This window comes from Roseovarius sp. B08 (assembly GCF_051417955.1).
Taxonomy (GTDB): domain Bacteria; phylum Pseudomonadota; class Alphaproteobacteria; order Rhodobacterales; family Rhodobacteraceae; genus Roseovarius.
In genome coordinates, this window is the sequence record NZ_JBPRLW010000001.1 from 277,029 (window position 1) to 297,278 (window position 20,250).

Annotated in this window: 16 protein-coding genes and 4 pseudogenes; 8 read left to right on the top strand and 12 right to left on the bottom strand. The window is 65.9% G+C overall.

All coding sequences use genetic code 11. The features are described 5' to 3' along the window. From kdsA to ACSQ76_RS01365, 5 genes and pseudogenes are all read right to left on the bottom strand, one after another. A pseudogene (gene kdsA, locus ACSQ76_RS01345) lies at positions 1 to 844 on the bottom strand (3-deoxy-8-phosphooctulonate synthase). Positions 845 to 847: 3 nt separating this feature from the next. Next, positions 848 to 2,491 (bottom strand): capsule biosynthesis protein, encoded by a 1,644-nt coding sequence (locus tag ACSQ76_RS01350; protein ID WP_437155160.1) that lies wholly within the window; start codon positions 2,489 to 2,491, stop codon positions 848 to 850. After that, positions 2,469 to 3,128 (bottom strand): ABC transporter ATP-binding protein, encoded by a 660-nt coding sequence (locus ACSQ76_RS01355; protein WP_306128674.1) that lies wholly within the window; start codon positions 3,126 to 3,128, stop codon positions 2,469 to 2,471. Before ACSQ76_RS01355 ends, ACSQ76_RS01350 begins: the two co-directional genes overlap by 23 nt. Before the next feature lie 208 nt (positions 3,129 to 3,336). Then, complete coding sequence (locus tag ACSQ76_RS01360; RefSeq protein ID WP_437155161.1) at positions 3,337 to 4,365, bottom strand: permease; 1,029 nt, start codon at positions 4,363 to 4,365, stop codon at positions 3,337 to 3,339. Continuing rightward, positions 4,358 to 4,714 carry an ArsR/SmtB family transcription factor gene (locus ACSQ76_RS01365; protein WP_437155162.1) on the bottom strand — a complete coding sequence of 119 codons (357 nt, stop codon included), beginning with the start codon at positions 4,712 to 4,714 and terminating at the stop codon, positions 4,358 to 4,360. Before ACSQ76_RS01365 ends, ACSQ76_RS01360 begins: the two co-directional genes overlap by 8 nt. 157 nt (positions 4,715 to 4,871) lie before the next feature. On the opposite strand from ACSQ76_RS01365, the gene ACSQ76_RS01370 reads away from it, so the two are divergent. Both ACSQ76_RS01370 and ACSQ76_RS01375 read left to right on the top strand, forming a co-directional pair. After that, positions 4,872 to 5,894, top strand: coding sequence for an aspartate-semialdehyde dehydrogenase (locus tag ACSQ76_RS01370; protein WP_437155163.1), 1,023 nt, complete (start codon positions 4,872 to 4,874; stop codon positions 5,892 to 5,894). A gap of 159 nt (positions 5,895 to 6,053) precedes the next feature. Next, a complete protein-coding gene (locus ACSQ76_RS01375; RefSeq protein WP_437155164.1) occupies positions 6,054 to 7,694 on the top strand; it encodes a mucoidy inhibitor MuiA family protein in 1,641 nt (546 codons plus the stop codon). A gap of 298 nt (positions 7,695 to 7,992) precedes the next feature. On the opposite strand, the gene ACSQ76_RS01380 is transcribed toward ACSQ76_RS01375, so the two are convergent. The 3 genes from ACSQ76_RS01380 to ACSQ76_RS01390 all read right to left on the bottom strand — a co-directional run bounded on the left by ACSQ76_RS01380 (position 7,993) and on the right by ACSQ76_RS01390 (position 10,027). Next, positions 7,993 to 8,304, bottom strand: a complete 312-nt coding sequence (locus ACSQ76_RS01380; protein ID WP_306128669.1) for a P-II family nitrogen regulator — start codon at positions 8,302 to 8,304, stop codon at positions 7,993 to 7,995. 1 nt (position 8,305) lies between these two features. After that, a complete protein-coding gene (locus tag ACSQ76_RS01385; RefSeq protein WP_437155165.1) occupies positions 8,306 to 9,283 on the bottom strand; it encodes a sodium-dependent bicarbonate transport family permease in 978 nt (325 codons plus the stop codon). 93 nt (positions 9,284 to 9,376) lie between these two features. Then, positions 9,377 to 10,027: a carbonic anhydrase gene (locus ACSQ76_RS01390; protein WP_437155166.1), complete on the bottom strand. Its 651-nt coding sequence runs from the start codon at positions 10,025 to 10,027 to the stop codon at positions 9,377 to 9,379. A 152-nt stretch (positions 10,028 to 10,179) separates the two neighbouring features. Here ACSQ76_RS01390 and ACSQ76_RS01395 point away from each other — a divergent pair, with 152 nt between their 5' ends. The 5 genes and pseudogenes from ACSQ76_RS01395 to ACSQ76_RS01415 all read left to right on the top strand — a co-directional run bounded on the left by ACSQ76_RS01395 (position 10,180) and on the right by ACSQ76_RS01415 (position 14,440). After that, the gene (locus tag ACSQ76_RS01395) at positions 10,180 to 10,560 is read left to right on the top strand and encodes a hypothetical protein (protein ID WP_306128666.1); all 381 of its coding nucleotides are present in this window, start codon (positions 10,180 to 10,182) and stop codon (positions 10,558 to 10,560) included. A 65-nt stretch (positions 10,561 to 10,625) separates the two neighbouring features. After that, positions 10,626 to 12,004, top strand: a pseudogene (locus tag ACSQ76_RS01400) (leucyl aminopeptidase family protein). Beyond that, positions 12,001 to 12,855: an NlpC/P60 family protein gene (locus tag ACSQ76_RS01405; RefSeq protein ID WP_437155167.1), complete on the top strand. Its 855-nt coding sequence runs from the start codon at positions 12,001 to 12,003 to the stop codon at positions 12,853 to 12,855. The pseudogene ACSQ76_RS01400 and the gene ACSQ76_RS01405 overlap by 4 nt, the downstream one beginning before the upstream one ends. Further along, the gene (gene speB / locus ACSQ76_RS01410) at positions 12,852 to 13,814 is read left to right on the top strand and encodes an agmatinase (RefSeq protein ID WP_437155168.1); all 963 of its coding nucleotides are present in this window, start codon (positions 12,852 to 12,854) and stop codon (positions 13,812 to 13,814) included. Before ACSQ76_RS01405 ends, speB begins: the two co-directional genes overlap by 4 nt. Next, positions 13,811 to 14,440 (top strand): class I SAM-dependent methyltransferase, encoded by a 630-nt coding sequence (locus ACSQ76_RS01415; RefSeq protein ID WP_437155169.1) that lies wholly within the window; start codon positions 13,811 to 13,813, stop codon positions 14,438 to 14,440. The genes speB and ACSQ76_RS01415 overlap by 4 nt, the downstream gene beginning before the upstream one ends. 207 nt (positions 14,441 to 14,647) lie before the next feature. Here the strand turns inward: ACSQ76_RS01415 and ACSQ76_RS01420 are convergent, their stop codons facing one another. From ACSQ76_RS01420 to ACSQ76_RS01430, 3 genes and pseudogenes are all read right to left on the bottom strand, one after another. After that, positions 14,648 to 15,850, bottom strand: a complete 1,203-nt coding sequence (locus ACSQ76_RS01420; RefSeq protein WP_437155170.1) for a lytic murein transglycosylase — start codon at positions 15,848 to 15,850, stop codon at positions 14,648 to 14,650. Between the two features lie 240 nt (positions 15,851 to 16,090). Next, positions 16,091 to 16,645, bottom strand: coding sequence for a helix-turn-helix transcriptional regulator (locus ACSQ76_RS01425; RefSeq protein WP_437158138.1), 555 nt, complete (start codon positions 16,643 to 16,645; stop codon positions 16,091 to 16,093). Positions 16,646 to 16,659: 14 nt separating this feature from the next. Then, positions 16,660 to 16,779 (bottom strand): annotated as a pseudogene (locus ACSQ76_RS01430) (HTH domain-containing protein); the annotation flags it as partial. A gap of 232 nt (positions 16,780 to 17,011) precedes the next feature. Between ACSQ76_RS01430 and ACSQ76_RS01435 the strand changes: the two are divergent. Next, positions 17,012 to 17,904 (top strand): annotated as a pseudogene (locus ACSQ76_RS01435) (calcium/sodium antiporter). Here ACSQ76_RS01435 and rnr read toward each other — a convergent pair. After that, positions 17,901 to 20,192, bottom strand: a complete 2,292-nt coding sequence (gene rnr, locus ACSQ76_RS01440; RefSeq protein WP_437155171.1) for a ribonuclease R — start codon at positions 20,190 to 20,192, stop codon at positions 17,901 to 17,903. The pseudogene ACSQ76_RS01435 and the gene rnr sit on opposite strands and share 4 nt — an antisense overlap. Positions 20,193 to 20,250: the final 58 nt, after the last annotated feature.

Below are 20,250 nucleotides of genomic sequence, written 5' to 3' on the forward strand. Positions count from 1 at the left end.
TTACGTTGGATCAATGCGGCAGGGGTGTTCCTTGGCGAGCCTGTCGAATTGCATGAGGCTCTGCAAGAGGGCGGGCATTTGATCCAGCGGGATCATGTTAGGGCCGTCCGAGGGCGCGGTGTCGGGCGCCTCGTGGGTCTCGATGAAGACGGCGGCGATGCCCAGGGAGACGGCGGCGCGGGCCATGACGGGGGCGAACTCGCGCTGACCGCCGGAACTGCCGCCCTGGCCGCCGGGCTGTTGCACCGAGTGGGTGGCGTCCATCACCACTGGATAGCCGGTCGCGGCCATCTGCGGCAGGGGACCGCATGTCGGCCACGAGCGTGTTGTAGCCGAAGGAGGTGCCGCGTTCGGTCAGCAGGATGCGGGTATTGCCGGTGCTCTCGACCTTGGAGATGACATTGGGCATGTCCCAGGGTGCGAGGAACTGGCCCTTCTTGACGTTGATCGCGGCGCCGGTTTCGCCGGCGGCGAGCAAGAGGTCGGTCTGGCGGCAGAGGAAGGCGGGGATTTGCAGGATGTCCACGACCTCGGCCACGGGGGCGCATTGCTCGGGCAGGTGGATGTCGGTGAGCACGGGCACGCCGAGCGCGTCCTTGACGGATTGCAGCGCCTTGAGGCCCTCGTCGATGCCCATACCGCGCTTGCCCGACAGCGACGTGCGGTTGGCCTTGTCGAAGGAGGCCTTGAAGACGTATTGCGCGCCGGCGGCTGCGCAGGCCTCTTGCATCTGGCCCGCGATCATCTGGGCGTGGTCGGCGCTTTCCAGCTGGCAGGGGCCGGCGATGACGGTGAGCGGCGCGTCGTTCCCGACGCGCAGGTCTGCGATTTCAACTGTTTTCATGTCTTACGACGAAACCTGTTCCTTGAGCACCGATGCGGTCAGCGACAGGAGTAGGTAGATACCGCCGAAGATCAGGAAGGCAAGCAAAGTGTTCTCGAACTTGCGCGGATAGGAGGGATCCTGCGAAGCGACGGGTTTCACCGCGACGGTCAGGTAGCGGACCTGCTTGTTCGCCTCGATCTCGGATTGGCGCTTGGTTTCCAGCGCGGATTGCAGCACGAGGTCGGCGGTGGCAAGGTCGGCCTGTGCCATCTGGATCTCGGCGGCCTGGCTGGCGAGCGAGGCGTTTTCCTCGGTCGCCTCGGTCAGGCGGGCGTTCTGATTGGCCAATTCCTGTGACAGGACCTGCACCTCGGAGCGCAGGGCCTCGACCCGGGCAGTGTTGGGGCGGGCGTTGGCGAGCTGAGTGTTCAGATCCAGCTGCTTTTCCTGCAATTGCAGTTCCACGTTGCCGATCAGCTGGCGGATATTGGCGATTTCGCCCTCGGGATCGAGGATCGAGCCCTCCTGCAGTTCGACCAGCCGGCGCTGGGCGGCGCGGCGTTCATCCTTGGCCTCTTGCAAGGCGGCCTCGGCGGTCTTGACGGCATCGAAGCGTTTTTCCTGGCTGAGCGCGTCGACGCGTTCCTCGGCATATTCGATCAGCTTTTCGGAGAACTCGCGGCTGGTCTCGGGATCGGCGGTGGCGACCTCCAGCCGGATCACGCCCTCGGTCGGGTCATAGCCGAGGTTCACGTATTTCTCGTAGACCTTGTAGGCGGCCTCGTTCGTGGCATCGGGATCGAGCCGCTGGATCGGGTCTATCTCGTCGCCGCTGAACATCGCCTTGAAACCCACATCCTCGTTCAGGCGCAGCATGGCATCCTTGGATTCCAGGTAGGACTGCACCGCGATGGAATCCTGCCCGGTGGCGAATTGCGACGGCAAGAGCCCGCCCAGGCCGCCTTGGCTGCCGCCACCGCCGTCGGCGGTGATGATCAGGAATTCGGACTTGGTGGAATACATTGGCGTCGCCATGGTGTAGAAATAGTAACCCGCGATCAGCGTCGGCAGCATGACGAAGGCCGCCAGCCGCGACATGAGCAGCAGCATCTTCTTGCGGCGGCGCGAGGCGATGTCGCGCTGGATCTTATGGATTTCCTTGGCGCGGCGATCGGCCGGGCTGAGCTCGGTCGAGGGCAAGGCGATCTGGCCTACCGGCACGGTCTGGGGCAGTTGGATGCGTTCGGACGGGGTTTCGGCCGGCTGGGTGTTCTCGCCGCCCGAGACAAGCTCGACGATGTTCGAGCGCTGGAACGGGTCGATGCCGCGAGCGCGCAGGAGGCGCACCGCGTCGAAGTCCGAGGTGGGCGCGAGCCCGTGTTTCTGGGCCATGCGGCGGGCCATGCGCAACTGTCGGCCGGTCAGACCCTCCTTGCGGATCTCGTCGATGTTCTGAGACACAGACATCTCGCGCGCCGAGGATACTTCGCCTTCGTGCACGGTCTCGTGCTGTGGGGTATCCTCTGCCGGCGGCTGCGGCGTGGTGTCGGGCGTCTGCTGCACGTCCTCCTCGGCCCGGGTGTCAGAGTCGGGCGCGGTGGCCTGCCCACTCCCCGGGGTGGTGCGGCGGATGCGGAATTTCCTAGCCTTGGGTTTCGTAGTCATAAAGCCGTTTCGCCTCTTCCAAGGTGTCGAAAAGATGCAGTTTGCCATCCATCAGGACGGCGGCCTCGCGCGCGAATTTCTCAAGCGTTGAAGGCTGGTGCGATACGATCACCACTGTGGTTGTGCGCAGTCGTTCCCGAAGGATGTCGCCCGCGCGCCGGTTGAATTCCACGTCCGTGGAACTGGGCATACCCTCGTCGATGAGGTACATGTCGAAATCGAGCGCCAGCATCAATGAGAATGTGAAACGCGATTTCATGCCCGAAGAATAGGTGCCGAGCGGCTGGTCGAAATATTCGCCCAGATTGCAGACATAGCGGCAATAGGCCTCGACATAGTCGGGATCGAGCCCGTAAAGCGTGGCGATATACCGCGCGTTTTCCTTGGCCGAGACGCGGCTGATCACCCCGCCCATGAAGCCCAGCGGGAAAGAGATGCGGCAGCCGCGCCGGATCTCGCCCTCGTCGGGCTTTTCAAGGCCTGCCATCATCTTGATCAGCGTGGTCTTGCCGGTGCCGTTGGGCGCAAGGATTCCGAGCGAGCGGCCAAGCTCCACCCGGAACGAGACGCGGTCAAGGATCACCTTGCGCTGCGTGCCCGTCCAGAAGGACTTGCTGACATTGTCGAACTCGAGCATCTCAAAGCTCCGTCGCTGCTCTTACCCTCGTTTATCGAGGTTTTCTTAAGGCGTTGTTAGCCCTGATCCCGCGCATTATGTCGGAATTGTCCACGATGTGACAACAAATCGGGGCAAATTTGTGTGCTTGATGAGAAAAAACGAGGAAGTGGCGCGAAAGCCGGGGAAGCTCTCGCGCCGCATGGTTGAGGTGCCGGTGCGCGCAGGGTCAGGCGACGGCGTGCCAAGCAATGCCGGCAAGCACGGCGCCTGAGAGGCCGAAGATGAAATAGGCGAAGAAGATCCGCGGCTTGACCAGCGCCCAGACGGCGATGGCGGCGGGGATGCAGCTGACGCCGCCGGCGATGACGAAGCTCATGGCGGCGCCATTGCTCATGCCCTGATCCAGCAGCGCGTCGATCAACGGTACGGCGGCATAGCCGTTGAGGTAGGCAGGTGCGCCCACGAGAGCCCCGAGGAGGATCGTGCCGATCCCATCGCCGCCCAGCACCTTGGCGATGGCGTCGGCCGGAATGTATTCCAGCATCACCGCCTCGATCACGTAGGCCAATGTCAGCCATTTCAGCAGAAAGATGCCGTTGTCGATGGCGGTCTCGCGGAATGTATCATTTCGGGCGGGGTCGGACCAGAATCGCCAGACGGGCCGGCCCTGGAACGGCTTCTTCGCGCTGCAGCAGCCGCCGGTCCGGCGGTTTTCGCGCAGCGGATCGGCGAAGAGGGGTGACCGGGCCAGCGCCATGGTGGCGAACCCGCCCAAGAGGCCGACACCCACCGCGGCGATGGCCTTGGCCACGGCGAAATCCCAGCCGATGGTGCCGGAGGTGATCAGGAACATGGCCGGGTCCATCAATGGCGAGGCCAGCCAGAAGGCCATGACAGCCCCCAGCGGCGCACCGAGGGCCAGCATTGCGGCGATGAAGGGAATGACCTCGCACGAGCAGAAGGGCGAGAGACCGCCGAGCAGGGCAGCGAGGAAGATCATGCGGATCTGGCGGCCCTCGAAGGCCTTGGCCAGCAGGGTCTCGGCCCCGGTGGCCTTCATGTAGGCCACGGCGAGGACGGCGAAGAGTATGAACGGCGCGGTGTGCAGCAGCGCGTCCCCCGTGAAGATGACCGTGGGCCAGAATTGCGGCGGGTCGAGCACGGCCACGGCGGCGAGGATCAGCGCCAGCGCCAGCCACGCCTTGTCAAGGCTGGCCCATCTGCGGCGCAGGGTGGGAGCGGTGATGTCAGCCATGGTCGTGGTCCTCGGTGTCCTCGTGGGCGCAGTGGTCCCTGTCGGCGCAGCATTCGCGCAGCAGGAAGTCGGCCAGCGCGTGCAGCTCGTCATAGGCGACGGCGGCGCAGATGATGCTGCGGCCCTGTTTTTCCTGCCGGACAAGCCCGGCCTGCGCCAGAATCTTCATGTGATGGGTCAGGGTCGAGCCCGCAACCCCGGCGCGTTCGCCCAACTCGCCGATGCGCAGCCCTTCGGGACCGGCGCGCACGAGGGTGCGCAGCACGGCGAGGCGTTGCTCGGAGCCCAGTGCGGCAAAGGTCGAGGCGGTGAGGGCGAGATCGAGGTCGGGAATCGAGGTTTGTTTCATGTTTCTAGAATTATCGAAATTATGGCCGCTTGCAAGCCATATTTCTAGAAATATCGAAATGACAGCCTGTCCGCGCCTTGTTCAGACCCTTTAACATCGCGCTGCACTGCGGTATGAGCGGCGCTATTGAAACCCGAAACGAAGAGGATTTCCCAAGATGGGTTACAAGATCGTCGTCGCGGGCGCCACGGGCAACGTGGGCCGCGAAATGCTGAACATCCTGGCCGAGCGCCAGTTTCCTGTCGATGAGATCGCGGCTTTGGCAAGTCGCCGCTCCATCGGTACAGAAGTCAGCTTTGGCGACAAGACCCTCAAGACCAAGGACATCGAGGGGTTCGATTTCACCGGCTGGGACATGGCGCTGTTCGCCATCGGCTCGGAGGCCACCAAGAAATACGCGCCGATCGCCGCCAAGGCGGGCTGCGTGGTGATCGATAACTCCTCGCTTTACCGCTATGACGCGGATGTGCCGCTGATCGTGCCGGAGGTAAATGCGGATGCGATTACGGGCTATTCCAAGAAGAACATCATCGCCAACCCCAACTGTTCGACCGCGCAGATGGTCGTGGCGCTGAAACCGCTGCATGACCGCGCGAAGATCAAGCGCGTGGTGGTCAGCACCTACCAGGCGACCTCGGGCGCGGGCAAGGAAGGTGTGGACGAGTTGTGGGATCAGACCAAATCGATCTACAACCCCACCCAGGAAGTGCCGCCGAAGAAGTTCCAGAAGCAGATCGCCTTCAACGTCATTCCGCATATCGACGTCTTCATGGAGGACGGATCGACCAAGGAAGAGTGGAAGATGGTGGTCGAGACCAAGAAGATCGTGGACCCGTCGATCAAGGTCACGGCGACCTGCGTGCGGGTGCCGGTCTTCGTGGGGCACGCGGAGTCGGTGAATATCGAGTTCGAGGAGTTCCTGGACGAGGACGAGGCCCGCGACATCCTGCGCGAGGCGCCGGGGATCATGGTCGTCGACAAGCGAGAAGACGGTGGATACGTCACGCCGGTGGAATGTGTGGGCGACTTCGCCACCTTCATCAGCCGCATCCGGCAGGACAGCACGATCGACAACGGCATCAACCTGTGGTGCGTCAGCGACAACCTGCGCAAGGGTGCTGCGCTGAACGCGGTGCAGATCGCGGAAACGCTGGGCAACCGGGTGCTTCAGAAGGGCTAAGCCCTTTCAGCAGCTTTGAAATTCCGGCCGCGCCGCCCCTGACAAAGGGTGGCGCGGTTTCTTTTTGCAAACAAGTTTCGATCGTCGCCCAAGAACGCCGCGCTTGCACGCGTCCCAATAGAGACCGATCATCCGGCCAACTATCCTGGAGTAGACACCATGCGTTCTCTTTCCCTTATCATCCTTGCCGCCCTGCCGTTTCCCGCACTGGCCGAAGACTTCGCGCTTACAAGCGAGGTGGACGCCGTCACGCTGTACCCCAAAGGCGCCACGATCACGCGGCAGGTGCCTTACAGCATCCCGGCGGGGCAGCATCAGCTGATTCTGACCGATCTGCCGCGGTCGACGCCACTGGCCTCGGTGCGCGTGTCGGTCGAGGGCGCGGCGATGGGCAGCGTCACGGCGCGGCGCGATTTCGTGCCGCCGCGCACGGAAGAGGAAACCGTCGCGTTGCAGGCGGCCCGCGCCGAGGTGGAGCGGCTGGAGGACGAGTTGCGGGACGCGCGCGCGGCGGTCGAGACCATCCGGCTGGAGGCCGAGGCGGCCCGGGCCCGCGTGGCGTTTCTGGAAAAGCTGGGCGAGGGCGAGGGCGTGACCGAGCTGGACATTGCCGCCCTGCGCGACCTGTCCGCGATGATCGGCGAAGAGACCCTGGCGGCGCTTCGCACGGCCCAGGATGCCGAGCGTCGGGCCGATGCCGTGGCGCGGTCTCTGGAGGATCTGAAAGAAGAACTGGAGCGCGCGAAACAGGCCGAAGCCGCGCTGGTGCCCGAGGACGAGGACCGCGCGATGCTGGCCGTGGCCGTGACGGCAGACACCGAAGCCGACGGCGTGGTGACCGTCACCTACAATACCGATGCGGCGGGGTGGGAGCCGGTTTACGACCTGCGCCTTGACCGCGCCAGCGGTGCGTTGACGCTGGAGCGCGGCGCGTATGTCGCGCAGTCCACCGGCGAGAACTGGCAGGCGGCGGAACTGACCCTGTCGACCGTGCGCCCCAGCGAGCAGACCGCGCCCAGCGAGGTCTGGCCATGGCTGCGCCGGATCTACGAGGAGCCGGTGCCGCAACCGCCCATGCCGCTGGCGCGCGGTGCCGCCGAGTCCGACATGACGGCGGGGGCTGCCAAGGAAGAGGCGATGGCGGTCATGCCCGAGCCTGTCACCGCCGCCGCCGATTTCGACGGGCTGTCAGTGACCTACAGCTATCCGGGCACGGTGTCGGTCGCCACCGGGGCGGACCGCGTGCGCCTTGCGCTGGGGACGCTGGAGACGCAGGCCGAAACGGTGGCCAAGGCGGTGCCGCTGAACGACCCCAGCGCCTTCCTGGTGGCGGAGTTCACCAACGACATGGGCGAGTTGATCCTGCCCACCGCCGAGGCGAGCTTTTACCTGGATGGGCGGTTCGTGGGACAGCGTTACTTTGAGATGATTCCGGCGGGTGAGGAGGCGGAGCTGTCCTTTGGTCCGATCGAAGGGCTGCGCCTGTCCCGCACGGTCGAGGACCGGGCCGAGGGTGACCGCGGCGTGATCTCGAAATCCAACCGGATATCCGAGACAGTGCGCATCGAGGTCGAGAACCTGACCGGCGAGGCCTGGCCGCTGCGAGTGCTGGACCGGGTGCCCTATTCCGAGCAGGAAGACCTGAAGATCGCCTGGGAAGCGACGCCCGTCCCGACCGAGAAGCTCGTTGACGACAAGCACGGGGTGCTGGCGTGGGAGTTCGATCTTGCTGCAGGTGAAACGCAGGAGATTCGCCTGGAGCACACGATCCAATGGCCGGATGGCATGATGCTGCAGTAGGGCGCGTCGGGTGATCGCGAGGTTCCGCGGCGCGCTCATAATACATTGAACGGCCGCGGCGCCGATGCGATCAGGGTGAATAGGGTTCCGACCAGGAAGGTGACGCGAAAGAGCGGCTTTTCCGGCGCGGTTGTGGGTGCGGCTGCCCGCGCATGGCGGCGCGCCGCCTTGCGTACCTTCGGTCGGCCCCGGAAGCTGGTCGGGGCCGTCGCCACCTCGCTCGTTGCCTGGATGTGTCAGGCCCAACCTGCCGCCGGTAGGCGGCGAAACTTCAGCGGCATGGCGGTGATCGCCCGGCTCAGAACCGTTCGGCGCGAAGCACCTGGCAATCGGTGACGCAAACGACGCCGATGTGGCGCTCGACCACGGAAAAGGCCGCTTCCAGCAAGCTGTCGAGCCGCTCGGGCCGGATGATGCACACGACCTGCACCATGCCATCAGCCCGGCCCACCTGGCCAGTGCGATCCCAGGAGCCGGACCGGCCCGAGCCGCCGAAGACGGGAAGGATCGTGTAGCCGGTCACGTCAGCGGCCAGAAGCGCATCGGTCAGGCGGCTTTGCATGACCTTCTCGATCGTGATTTCGACTCGTTTGGCATTGTGTGTCTGCATGTCAGCCTCCTGCAGCGGCGCTGGCAATCGCCACGTAGAGCGGGATGCCCAGCACGAGGTTGAAGGGGAAGGTCACGCCAAGCGAAAGCGTCAGGTAGATCGAGGGATTCGCCTCGGGCAGGGCGACGCGCATCGCGGCGGGAACGGCGATGTAGCTGGCCGAGGCCGAAAGCACCATCAGCAGGACCGTGCCGCCGGTGGAGAGCCCAAGAAGCAACGCGGCGCCGAGACCGAAAAGGCTGCCGATGACCGGCATGAGAAGGCCGAAGACGACACCGCCGAGGCCGATGGCCTTGCGCCCCTTGGCCATCCCGCGCCCGGCAACAAGGCCCATGTCCAGAAGAAAGAGACACAGAACGCCCTTGAAGGGGGCGACGATGAAGCTGTCGATCTCGGCCAGCCCCGAGGGGCCGGTTGTCCAGCCTATGAGGAAGCTGCCGACCAGCAGGACGATGGAGCCGTTCAAAAGGATCTCGCGCCAGAGGCCGGAATCCATTCGGCCCGATTTCTCGCCGCGCGACACGAGCCAGAGGGCCGACAGGATCGCCGGGGCCTCCATCGCAGCGGCGACGGCGACCATGTAGCCTTCGGACGAGATGCCCCGGCTTTCAAGTATCGAGGTTGCGGCGACGAAAGTGACGATGGAGATCGACCCGTAATGTCCCGCCACGGCGGCGGCATTGAGGCGGTCCATGCCGGTGGCGACACGCAGGAGCGCGAAGGCGACGAACGGCAGAAGGCCCGACAGGATCACACCGGCCAGCAGGGTCAGGCCAAGGGTCGCGTCGATGCCGTGATCGGCGACGCTGACCCCGCCCTTGAACCCGATGGCGAAGAGCAGGTAGATCGACAGGGCCTTTGCCGCGGCCTCGGGCACCGAAAGGTCCGACCGGGCCAGCGCGGCGGCGAGGCCGAGTGCGAAGGATAATACGATCGGCGAGATCAGGTTGTCGGCGGCCAGCGCGAATATTTCCATCATCCAGCATCCCCTCCGAATGAAATTTAACGGGGTTTAGGACATTCATGAAAGAAGACAACAGGAAATCACGCGGGGCGGCGGACGGCGCCAAGGTCAGACCGGGACGAAGCCTTTTTCCTCGGGCACGTAATGCTCGATCACGCCTTCGCCAATATCGTGCCAGAGGCCATGCAGGGTGAGGTTGCCCGATTCAATGGCGGCGGCCACGAAGGGGAAGGTGACGAGGTTTTCGAGGCTGACGAGCACGGCCTGCTTTTCCAGTGCCGCAACGCGTTCTTCGGTGTCCTTGATCTTTTTCACCCGCTCATAGCCGGGGCGCAGGATGTCCATCCAGCGGCCGACAAAGCTGGTCTTGTCGTTGAGTTCCGGCGCCTCGCCCGAGCACATCGCGTCGCAGCCGCGCACGCCGCCGCAGTTGGAATGGCCCAGCACGATGACATGCGCGACCTTGAGTGCGGTGACGGCATATTCGACCGCCGCCGAGGTGCCGTGCTGCTGGCCGTCGGGGGTGAAGGGCGGCACGAGGTTGGCAATGTTGCGGTGCAGGAAGAACTCGCCCTGGTCTGCGCCGAAGATGGCGGTGACGTGCACGCGGCTGTCGCAGCAGCAGATGACCATGGCGCGCGGATGCTGCCCCTCTTGGGCGAGGTGGCGGTACCAGGCCTGGTTGTCCTGGTACTTGGTGGCCTTCCAGCCCTTGTAACGTTGCACGAGATAGCTGGGGAGCGGGCGGACTCTTTTCATTTCGGCGCCTGTCGGTCTGTACACTGTCCGGGCGGTGATAGTCGGAATTCGAAAAGAATTCGAGACAGAAATTGGTCGCATGGCAACCATTCCCAAAGGCTTTGTCGCCATGGTCCGGCGTGCCGAGTGGGCTTGGATATGTGGGAAACACCGTGGAAACGATTACCCTTTTGAACCAGACCGAGGTCGTGCAGCTGGACGAGGGTCGGCTGGAGCAGCTTTACCTGCAACTGGGCGAGGCCGGGGCGGAAGATGTGCTGTGCCGGGCGCTGGAAGAACTGGCGGTGCGCCTGTCCCATACCGAGCGGTGCTTTCGATGCAACCGGGTGCAGGACATGCGCAAGAGCGCCCGCAGTCTGATCGCCATCGCCGAGCAGATCGGTATGAGCAAGCTTGCCGGCGTGGCGCGGGACGTGACGCAGAGCATCGACCTGCACGACGAGGTCGCGATGGCCGCCACGCTGTCGCGGCTGCTGCGGATCGGCGAGCGGTCGCTGCTCGAGGTTTGGGACTTGCAGGATTATTCCGTCTGAGGTCTTGCAGGTGCGGCGCGGCAGGCTAGGCTGAGCGGGAACGAAACCATCCCGGGACATGCGACATGCCGCTTGAGTTTGCACCGGAAGGGGCTGATGCCCTTCCGCTTCACGTGATCGATCAGGAGGCGCTGGAGGACTGGCTGTCGGGCCAGACGGCCACCGTCTCCACCTGGGTGAAGGCGGCGGGCTTCACCGGTGGGCTGGGCCAGTCGGTGCTGGTGCCCGACGGCAATGGCGCGCCGGTGATGGCGCTGGCGGGCTACGGGACCGAGGCGGCGCGCAAGCGGGGGCGGTTCCACCTGGCCGCGCAGGCCGCGAGCTTGCCCGAGGGGGTCTATCGTCTGGAAGGGCTGGCGCCGGAGCGGACCGCCGAAGAGGCGCTGGGCTGGCTGTTCGCGGGCTATGCCTTTGACCGCTACAAGGATCAGAAACCCGCCAAGGCAAGGCTGGTGGCACCAGAGGGCGTGGATGCGGCGCGGCTGCAGGCGATTGCCGCCGGCGAGGCACTGACGCGCGACCTGATCAACACGCCCGCCTCGGATATGGGGCCGGTGGAGCTGGAAGCGGCCTGTGCCGACATGGCAAAGGAACAGGGCGCGGAGATCGAGGTCGTTCGCGGCGAGGCGCTGCTGGACGAGAATTTTCCGATGATCCACACGGCGGGCCGCGCCGCCGCGCAGGCCCCGCGCCTGATCGACATGCGCTGGGGGATACGGGGCCCAGCCTGACGCTTGTGGGCAAGGGCGTGTGTTTCGACACCGGGGGGCTGAACCTGAAGCCGGGCGCGAGTATGGGCCTGATGAAGAAGGACATGGGCGGGGCCGCGACGGTGCTGGGGCTGGCGCGGATGATCATGGCGCTGAGGCTGCCGGTGCGGTTGCGGGTGCTGATCCCGGCGGTGGAGAACTCGGTCAGCGGCAATGCGTTCCGGCCCGGAGACATCCTGACCGCCCGGAACGGCAAGACGGTGGAGATCAACAATACCGATGCCGAGGGGCGGCTGGTGCTGGCCGATGCGCTGAGCTTCGGGGCCGAGGCCGAGCCGGACCTGATGATCTCGATGGCGACGCTGACCGGGGCCGCAAGGGTGGCCGTGGGGCCGGATATCGCACCCTACTTTACCGACGATGGCGTGCTCTCGGGCGCGCTGGACGCGGCGGCGGCCGAGGTCGCGGACCCGGTCTGGCGGCTGCCGTTCCACGAGCCCTACGAGACGATGATCGAGCCGGGGATCGCCGATCTGGACAACGCGCCCTCGGGCGGGTTCGCCGGCGCAATCACCGCGGCGCTGTTCCTGCGCCGGTTCGCGGCTGGCACGCGATACGCGCATTTCGACATCTACGGCTGGAACCAGAGCGCCGCGCCGGGCCGGCCCAAGGGCGGGGTCGGCATGGGCGCGCGGGCGCTCTTGCAGGCGCTGCCCGAGGTGCTGGCGCTATGACCGACCGGCGGCGGCTGCATTCCAATGGCCGCGTGGCCGAGGCGGGGCTGCTGGGGCAGGTCGAGGCGGAGTTGTTCGTGGAAGGCGAGGACCGGCAGGTGATGGTGCCGGTCACGCCGATCCTGTCTGAGCCGGAGGGCAAGCGCGAGCGTGAGCTGATTTTTGGCGAGGGTGTGCGCCTGCTGGAAGAGCGCAACGGCTGGGTCTTTGGCTATGCGCTGCGCGATGGCTATGCGGGGTATGTCAAAGCGGATGATTTGGCCGCGCCGAAAGGGCCGCCGAACCACATCGTGCAGGCGCGGATGACCCATGCGCTGGGAGCGCCGGATTTCAAGGCGCAGACCGAGCATATGATGCTGAGCCTGGGGGCCCGAGTGAGCGTTACCGGCACCAAGGGACGCTGGGCCGAGATCCTTGCGCCGGAGGGCCGGATGTATGTGCCGTCGATCCACTTGCGCGAGGCCAGCGCGGTCGAGAGCGACCCGGTGGGCGTAGCCGAACGGCTGATCGGCACGCCCTATGTCTGGGGCGGAAACTCGGCGCTTGGGATCGACTGTTCGGGGCTGGTGCAGGTCGGGTGCCTGGCCTGCGGCGTGGCCTGCCCCGGTGACAGCGACATGCAGGCCGCCGAGCTTGGGCAGGACCTGCCCGCAGATGCGCCGTTGCAGCGTGGCGACCTGCTGTTCTGGAAGGGGCATGTGGCCTGGGTGGTTGACCCCGAGACGATCCTGCACGCCAATGCGTATCACATGGCCGTCGCTTATGAACCATTGCAAGACGCCATCGCGCGGATCGAGGCGCAGGGAGACGGGCCGGTGACGGCCCGCAAGAGACTGGAGACAAAGACATGAGTGATCCTTTCTTTCAACCCGTTTCGGGCTTCGAGCTGCCGCGTTTCGCCGGTGTGCCGACCTTCATGCGGCTGCCGCATCTGCTGCCGGATCATGCGCGGTATGGTGATGTGGATGTGGGGATCATCGGGGTGCCTTGGGACAGCGGCACCACCAACCGGCCCGGACCACGCCACGGGCCGCGGCAGTTGCGCGATGCGTCCACGATGATCCGGGCGCAGCATGCGGTGAGCGGTGTGCGGCCATTCGAGGCGCTGAACTGTGCCGATCTGGGAGACGTGGGCCCGAACCCGGCCGACATCGCGGACAGCATGGAGCGGATCACGACGTTCTATAAAGGCGTGGTGGATGCCGGGATAACGCCGCTGACGGCGGGGGGCGATCACCTGACCAGCCTGCCGGTGCTGCGCGCGGTGGCCAAGGATGGCCCTTTGGGCATGGTGCATTTCGACAGCCACACGGACCTTTTTCACAGCTATTTCAACGGGCAGATGTATACCCACGGCACGCCCTTCCGCCGCGCGGTGGAAGAGGGTCTGCTGGACCCCAAGCGCGTGGTGCAGATCGGGCTGCGGGGCAGCATGTACGATTCCGAGGACCGCGATTTCGCAAAGGCCGAGGGCATCCGCCTGATCCTGATCGAAGAGTTCTTCGAGCGTGGTGTCGCCGACGTGATGGCGGAGGCGCGCGAGATTGTGGGCGAGAAGCCCACCTACGTGTCCTATGACATCGACTTTGTCGATCCGACCTTCGCGCCCGGCACCGGGACGCCCGAGGTGGGCGGGCCGAATTCGTACCAGGCGTTGCAGGTGGGCCGGGAGCTTGAGGGCGTCAATATCGTGGGGGCCGACATGGTCGAGGTGTCGCCGCCGTTCGATGCCAGCGGGAACACCGCGTTTCTGGGCGTGTCGATCATGTTCGAGATCCTGTGCGTGATGGCGGCGGGCCGTGCGTCATGAGCGGGATCGTCAATACCGAGCAGGCCGAGCACTGGTCGGGCAAGGCCGGCGAGGTCTGGGTGCGCGAACAGGCCATGTTCGACGGGCTGATGGCGCCGGTGCTGGACCTTTTGCTGGACCGGGCCGGATTGCAGGCAAGCGACCGGGTGGTCGATATCGGTTGCGGCACCGGGGCGGCGCTGATCGCAGCGGCGCAGATCGTGGGCGAGGGCGGCCACGTGACCGGGCTGGACGTGTCGGGGCCGATGCTGGAGCTGGCCCGTCAGCGGCTGGGCGCGGAAGGCGTCGGAAACGCCACCTGTGTTCTGGCGGATGCGCAGGTGCATCCGTTCGGGGACATGGCGGCGGATCACGTGGTATCCCGCTTTGGCGTGATGTTCTTTGACGACCCGGTTGCGGCCTTTGCCAACCTGCGGACGGCGCTGAAGCCGGACCGGCGCATGACCTTCGTGTGCTGGGCCGGGATGGAGGTAAATCCGTGGTTCCGCATCCCCGCCGAGGCGGCGAAATCGGTGGTGGGCGCTCCGCCGCCACAGGACGCGCGTGCGCCCGGGCCGATGGCGTTTTCCGAGGCGGACTATGTGCGGGACGTTCTTGAAAGCGCCGGATTCGAGGGGTCGGGCTGACCACCGAAGAGATCACGCTGACCCCGATCGGGGACCTGGAGCAGAACGCCACATTCGCCTCTCGCGAAGGGCCGGCCGGGCGGATCGTCAAGGAGATGGAGGGCGGCCGTGCGGAGTTCGCCGCCGTGGCGGCGAAGCTGCGCGAAACGCTGAAGGTGTACGAAACCCCGGACGGCGCGCTGCGAATCCCGGGGCGGGTGCACGTGGTCAGCGCGACCGCAGGCGGTTGAGCACCTCGCGCGAGGCGTAGCCGTCGACCTTCATGCCCGCGCTTTGCTGGAAGCCCATGATCGACTTGGACGTATTAGGCCCGATGATGCCGTCGATCTTTTCCAGCGGATAGCCCATCTGCTTCAGCCGGCGCTGGATTTCCTTGCGCTCCTCGAAGCTGACGGGGGTATAGCCGCGAGGCCAGCTGGCCTGGATCGCGGGGCCGCCCTTGATGCGGTCCGACAGGTGCCCGACGCCGATGGCGTAGGCGTCGGCATTGTTGTAGCGCTTGATCACGTCGAAATTGGAAAAGACCATGAAGGACGCGCCGGCAGGGCCGGCCGGTTGCAGGATGCGGGCCGAGCCGTAATCGCGCACCGGGCGGCCATCGACGCCAACGACGCCCTGGGCGGCCCATTGCGAGGGCATCCGGGACGTGTTGCCGAAGCGGGCGCCGCTGGGCACGCGCACCTCGACGCCCCAGGGCATGCCTTTGCGCCAGCCGAAACGTTTCAAATAGGCGGCGGTGGAGGCAAGCGCGTCGGAGGGATCGTTCGACCAGATGTCGCGGCGGCCGTCGCCGGTGAAATCCACGGCGTAGGCCTCGTAGGAGGTGGGGATGAACTGGGTATGGCCCATTGCCCCGGCCCAGGAACCGAGGAAGTTGCGCGGCGTGGTGTCGCCGTTCTGCAGGATCTTCAGCGCGGCCATCAACTGTTTTTCGAAGAACTCGCCGCGGCGGCCGTCGAAGGCCAGCGTCGAGAGCGCTTCGATCACGGGGATGTCGCCCATGCGGGTGCCGTACTTGCTTTCCAGCCCCCAGACGGCGGTGACGACCTCGGCCTCGACGCCGTAGGCCTGTTCGATCCGGTTCAGGGCGCGGCGGTGGCGGCGCAGGGCTTGCTGGCCCATGCCGACACGCTCGGGCGAGGCGGCGCTGTCGAGGTAGTCCCAGATCTGACGCTTGAACTCGGCCTGGTTTCGATCTTTCGAGACAACATCGGCGTTGTAGTTGATGCCCTGGAAGGCGGCGTCGAAGACCTGCGCGCTGATGCCGCGCGACAGGGCGCGGTTGCGGAACGAACGGACCCAGTTGTCGAAGGCGGGGTTCGAGACGCGGGTGACCTGCGCCTCGTCCGTGCTTTCGCTCAGTGCCTCGGGGCGCAGGCGGGGGCGCAGGGATTTGGTGGAAAGCGCCACGCGGGTGACCTGTGGGGTTGCCGTGGCGGGGGGACCGCTGCGGGCCGCGCGACGGGCCGGACCGACGATTCGATGGCCGTGGCCGCGGCTCCGCCCGACAGAAACGCCGCGCCCAGAACTGGAAAGAGATACCTGACAAACATTGCTCGCCCCTTTTTGATGGGTTTGAGCGGAGCATAGCCTGAAACAGCCTGTTTCAAAAGTGTTCAATGAGGATGTCGGGCGAAGTGTCGCCGGTGCTCAGCCCGTTTCACAGGTCATGGCGGCGAGGCATTCGCGCAGCAAAATGGCACGACGCGGGCGGAACGAGGCGCCGGTAAGTTCGAGCCCGCGCATCCGGTCGAGGCGGAAGGCGCGGAAGTCGCCGCGCAGGTGACAGAAGGCCAGAAGGCAGAGCGAGGATTGCATGAGGACGACCGATAGGGGATCGACCTCGCGAGTCGTTTCGCGGCCTTCGGCGTCGGAATAGTCGAAACGGATCGTCTTCTCCTCCCAAGTGGCGCGGCGCAGGCGGGCGGTGTCGACGCCCGATTGCGGGAGGGGGTAAAGCGGCGGGCCGACAAAACGGCATGATCGAGCCGGTGCGCCTGGGCCTGCGGCAGGCGGGCGCGCAGCTTGGCAAGCGCCGACTGCGCGGCGTCGGCCAGTGTGCTGTCGCCGACTTCTTCGACCTCGCGCAGGCCCAGCACCAGCGCCTCGAGCTCGTCTTCGTCGAAGTTGAGCGGGGGCAGGGCTGCGTCCTCGATCAGGCGATAGCCGAAGCCCGCCGCGCCGTCGATCACCGCGCCCAGGCAGCGCAGGGCGTCGATGTCGCGATAGATGGTGCGGGCTGTCACGTCGAGCCGATCTGCCAACGCCTGCGCCGTGGCGGGGGGCGGCAGGATACGCAGGGTCTGCATCAGCTTGAAAAGGCGTTCGGTCCGGGTCATGGCGCGGAGTATGCTGCCATATGATGACAGGTTTTGTCAGCAGGGTTCGGCGCTTCAGGACGCACAGACATGTAACCCAGGCGGAAAATTTCCCGCGTCATCTTGACGTTGCGGTGCGGCAACCAAGATTCTCAGGCAACGCGCCCGGGGCGCGGGATCGGAGTTACCTGGATTGGATATCGTTTTCGTGATCGCCGGGCTGGCTGGGCTGGTCCTTGGTGGCGAATTGCTGGTGCGCAACGCCGTTCAGCTGGCACGGGGTTTGGGTGTGTCGCGGCTGGTGATCGGGCTGACGATCGTGGGATTCGGCACCTCCGCGCCGGAACTGGTGACCAGCTTGCAGGCTGCATGGGTCGGCGCGCCGGGTATCGCGCTGGGCAACGTTGTGGGCAGCAATATCGGCAACACGTTGTTGATCGTGGGAATCGCGGCGCTGATCTCGCCGATCCTCGTCGCGCGGCGGGCGCTGGCGCGGGACGGCTCGGTGATGATGGCCGCGACGCTGATCTGCGCGGGCCTTGTGCTGAGTGAGCAGATGGGGCGCGTGGCCGGGGTGGGTCTGATGCTGGGGCTTGGGGCCTACCTGATCTTTACCTTTCTGGCCGAGCGCAGGGGACCAACCCCGGCGGGCGAGGTTTATGCGGCGGAAGGCGATTTGCTGCCCGAAGCGCCGGTGCGGGCGGGCCGTGCGGCACTGGGCCTGCTGATCGGGTTGGTGGTGATCCTGGCGGGCGCGCGGTTCTTGGTGTCCGGGGCCGTGGGACTGGCCCAGATGCTGGGAATGAGTGACGCGGTGATCGGGCTGACTGTGGTGGCGATCGGCACGTCGATGCCGGAACTGGTGACCTCGGTGCTGGCCGCCCGAAGGGGGAGGGTGAGGTCGCCTTCGGCAATATCATCGGCAGCAACATCTTCAACATCCTCGGCATTCTTGGGGCGACGGTGCTGGTGGTGCCGATGGCGGCGCCATTACCGATCACCAGCGTCGATCTTGCCGTGCTCGTGGGGTCTGCAGTGGTGTTCGTGGCGTTCGCGTTTACCGGCGCGCGGATCGACCGGCGCGAAGGGGCCGTGCTGCTGGCCGCCTATGGCGCTTACATGATCTGGCTTTTGGCAGGCGTCTAACGACGCTTGCGTGACACCTTGCGCCTGGTCTTGTCGGACTTGTGCTTTTCGCGCGCCAGCTTGCGCTTGGGGCCGCCGCGTCCGCCCTTGGGCCCGCCGCGTCCACGCCCCTTGCGGGGTGTGTCCGATGCGCCAGGCGTGATCGTCTTGCCGTCGAGCCGCACGAGGTCCAGCCCGAGGCCGCCGGTGACAGGCGCCGCCTCGCTGAGGCGGACGACGACGCGCTGGCCGAGGCCGATGATCATGCCGGTATCCGAGCCCATCAAGGTGCCGCGGTCGCGGTCGAGGTGAAAATACTCGTTGCCAAGCGCGCGCATCGGGATGAGGCCGTCCGCGCCGGTCTCGTCCAGCCGGACGAAGGCGCCGAACTTGGCGATGCCGCTGATGCGGCCGGTGAATTCCTCGCCGATGCGTTCCGACAGGAAGGCGGCGAGGTAGCGGTCGTTCGTGTCGCGCTCGGCCATCATCGAGCGGCGCTCGGTTTCCGAGATATGCTCGCCGGTGCTTTGCAGGCGTTCCTCGTCGGCCTTTGAAAGCCCGTCCTCGCCCCAACCATGGGCCGATACGAGCGCGCGGTGCACGATCAGGTCGGCATAGCGGCGGATGGGCGAGGTAAAATGCGCGTAGGATTGCAGCGCGAGGCCGAAATGCCCGAAATTGGACGGGGCATAATAGGCCTGGGTCATCGAGCGCAGGGTGGCGAGGTTGATGACTTCGACGTGGTCGGTGCCCGCCGCGCCGTGCAGAAGCTGGTTGAGGTGCGAGGTTTTCAGCACCTGCCCCTTTGCGAGCGTCAGGCCCGCGGCCTCGGCCACCTCGCGCAGGGTATCGAGCTTTTCTGGCGGCGGTTCTTCGTGGACGCGGAAGAGGAGGGGGGATTTCTTGGCAATCAGCGTCTCGGCGGCGGCCACGTTGGCCAGCACCATCATGTCCTCGATCAGCTTGTGGGCATCGAGGCGGTCGGCGAAGTTGACGGATGTGACCTTGCCTTCGTCGCTGAGCACGACCTTGCGTTCGGGCAGGTCGAGGTCGAGCGGTTGGCGGTTGGCGCGGGCCTCCTGAAGGGCGGCGAAGGCCTCGTAGAGCGGGTCGATGACCTCCTTCATGAGGGGCCCGCATTTGTCGTCCGGGGTGCCGTCGCGGGCGGCCTGTACCTGCTGGTAGGTGAGCGAGGCGGCGGAGCGCATCAGCCCGCGCACGAAGCGGTGGCCGATCTTCTCGCCATGAGCGTCGATCTGCATCCGCACGGCAATGCAGGCGCGCGGCACGCCTTCGTGCAGCGAACAGAGATCGCCCGACAGGCGGTCGGGCAGCATCGGCACGACGCGGTCGGGGAAGTAGCTGGAATTGCCGCGCTTGCGGGCCTCTGCGTCGAGGGCCGAGCCAGGGGTGACGTAGCAGGCGACATCGGCGATGGCGACCCAGATGACGTGCCCGCCCTCGTTCCTGGGGTCATCGTCGGCATGGGCCCAGACGGCGTCGTCGTGGTCGCGGGCGTCCGCCGGGTCGATGGTGACGAGCGGCAGGTCGCGCAGGTCTTCGCGGCCCTTGAGGCCTTGCGGTTTCTTCGAGTCGGCCTCGGCAATGACGTCGTCGGGGAAATCGTCGGGGATGCCGTGCTGATGAATGGCGATCAGCGACACGGCCTTGGGCGCGGAGGGATCGCCCAGCCGGTCGAGGATGCGGGCCTGCGGCAGCCCCATGCGGCCCTTGGGGCCGGCCTGTTCGGCCTCGACCAACTCGCCGTCCTTGGCGCCGCCGGTGGCGGAGGACGCGACCAGCCATTCCTTGCCGTCGCCCTTGTCGATCGGCAGGATGCGCCCGCCCTCGGCGGTTTTCTTGAAGACGCCTAGCACCTTGCGCGGGTTGGTCCCGATCCGGCGGATGAGCCGCGCCTCGTAATGATGCGCCTCGCCCTTGACCTCCTGCAGCCGGCCCAGGATGCGGTCGCCGGGGCCGAGCGCGGGATCGCTGGCGCGGGGGATCAGCAGGACGACCGGCTCGACCCCCTCGCCATGCCACTCGAGGGGCCGTGCCAGAAGCTCTCCATCGGGGGTCTGGTCGCTGACCTGCAGCACGCTGACCGGGGGCAGCTTGTCGGGGTCGCGATAGGTCTTCTTGCGCTTTTCCAGATGCCCTTCGGCCTCAAGCTCTTTCAGGATGCGCTTGAGGTCGATCCGCGCCGCCCCCTTGATGCCGAACGCCTTGGCGATGTCCCGCTTGGAGGTCAGGGTCGGGTTGTCGGAGATCCATTGCAGGACCTGTGATTTGGAGGGCAGTTCGCTCATGCCTCGGGACGTAGCACGAAGGTGGGGGGCGTTCCATGCGAAGATTGCGGAACCGGGA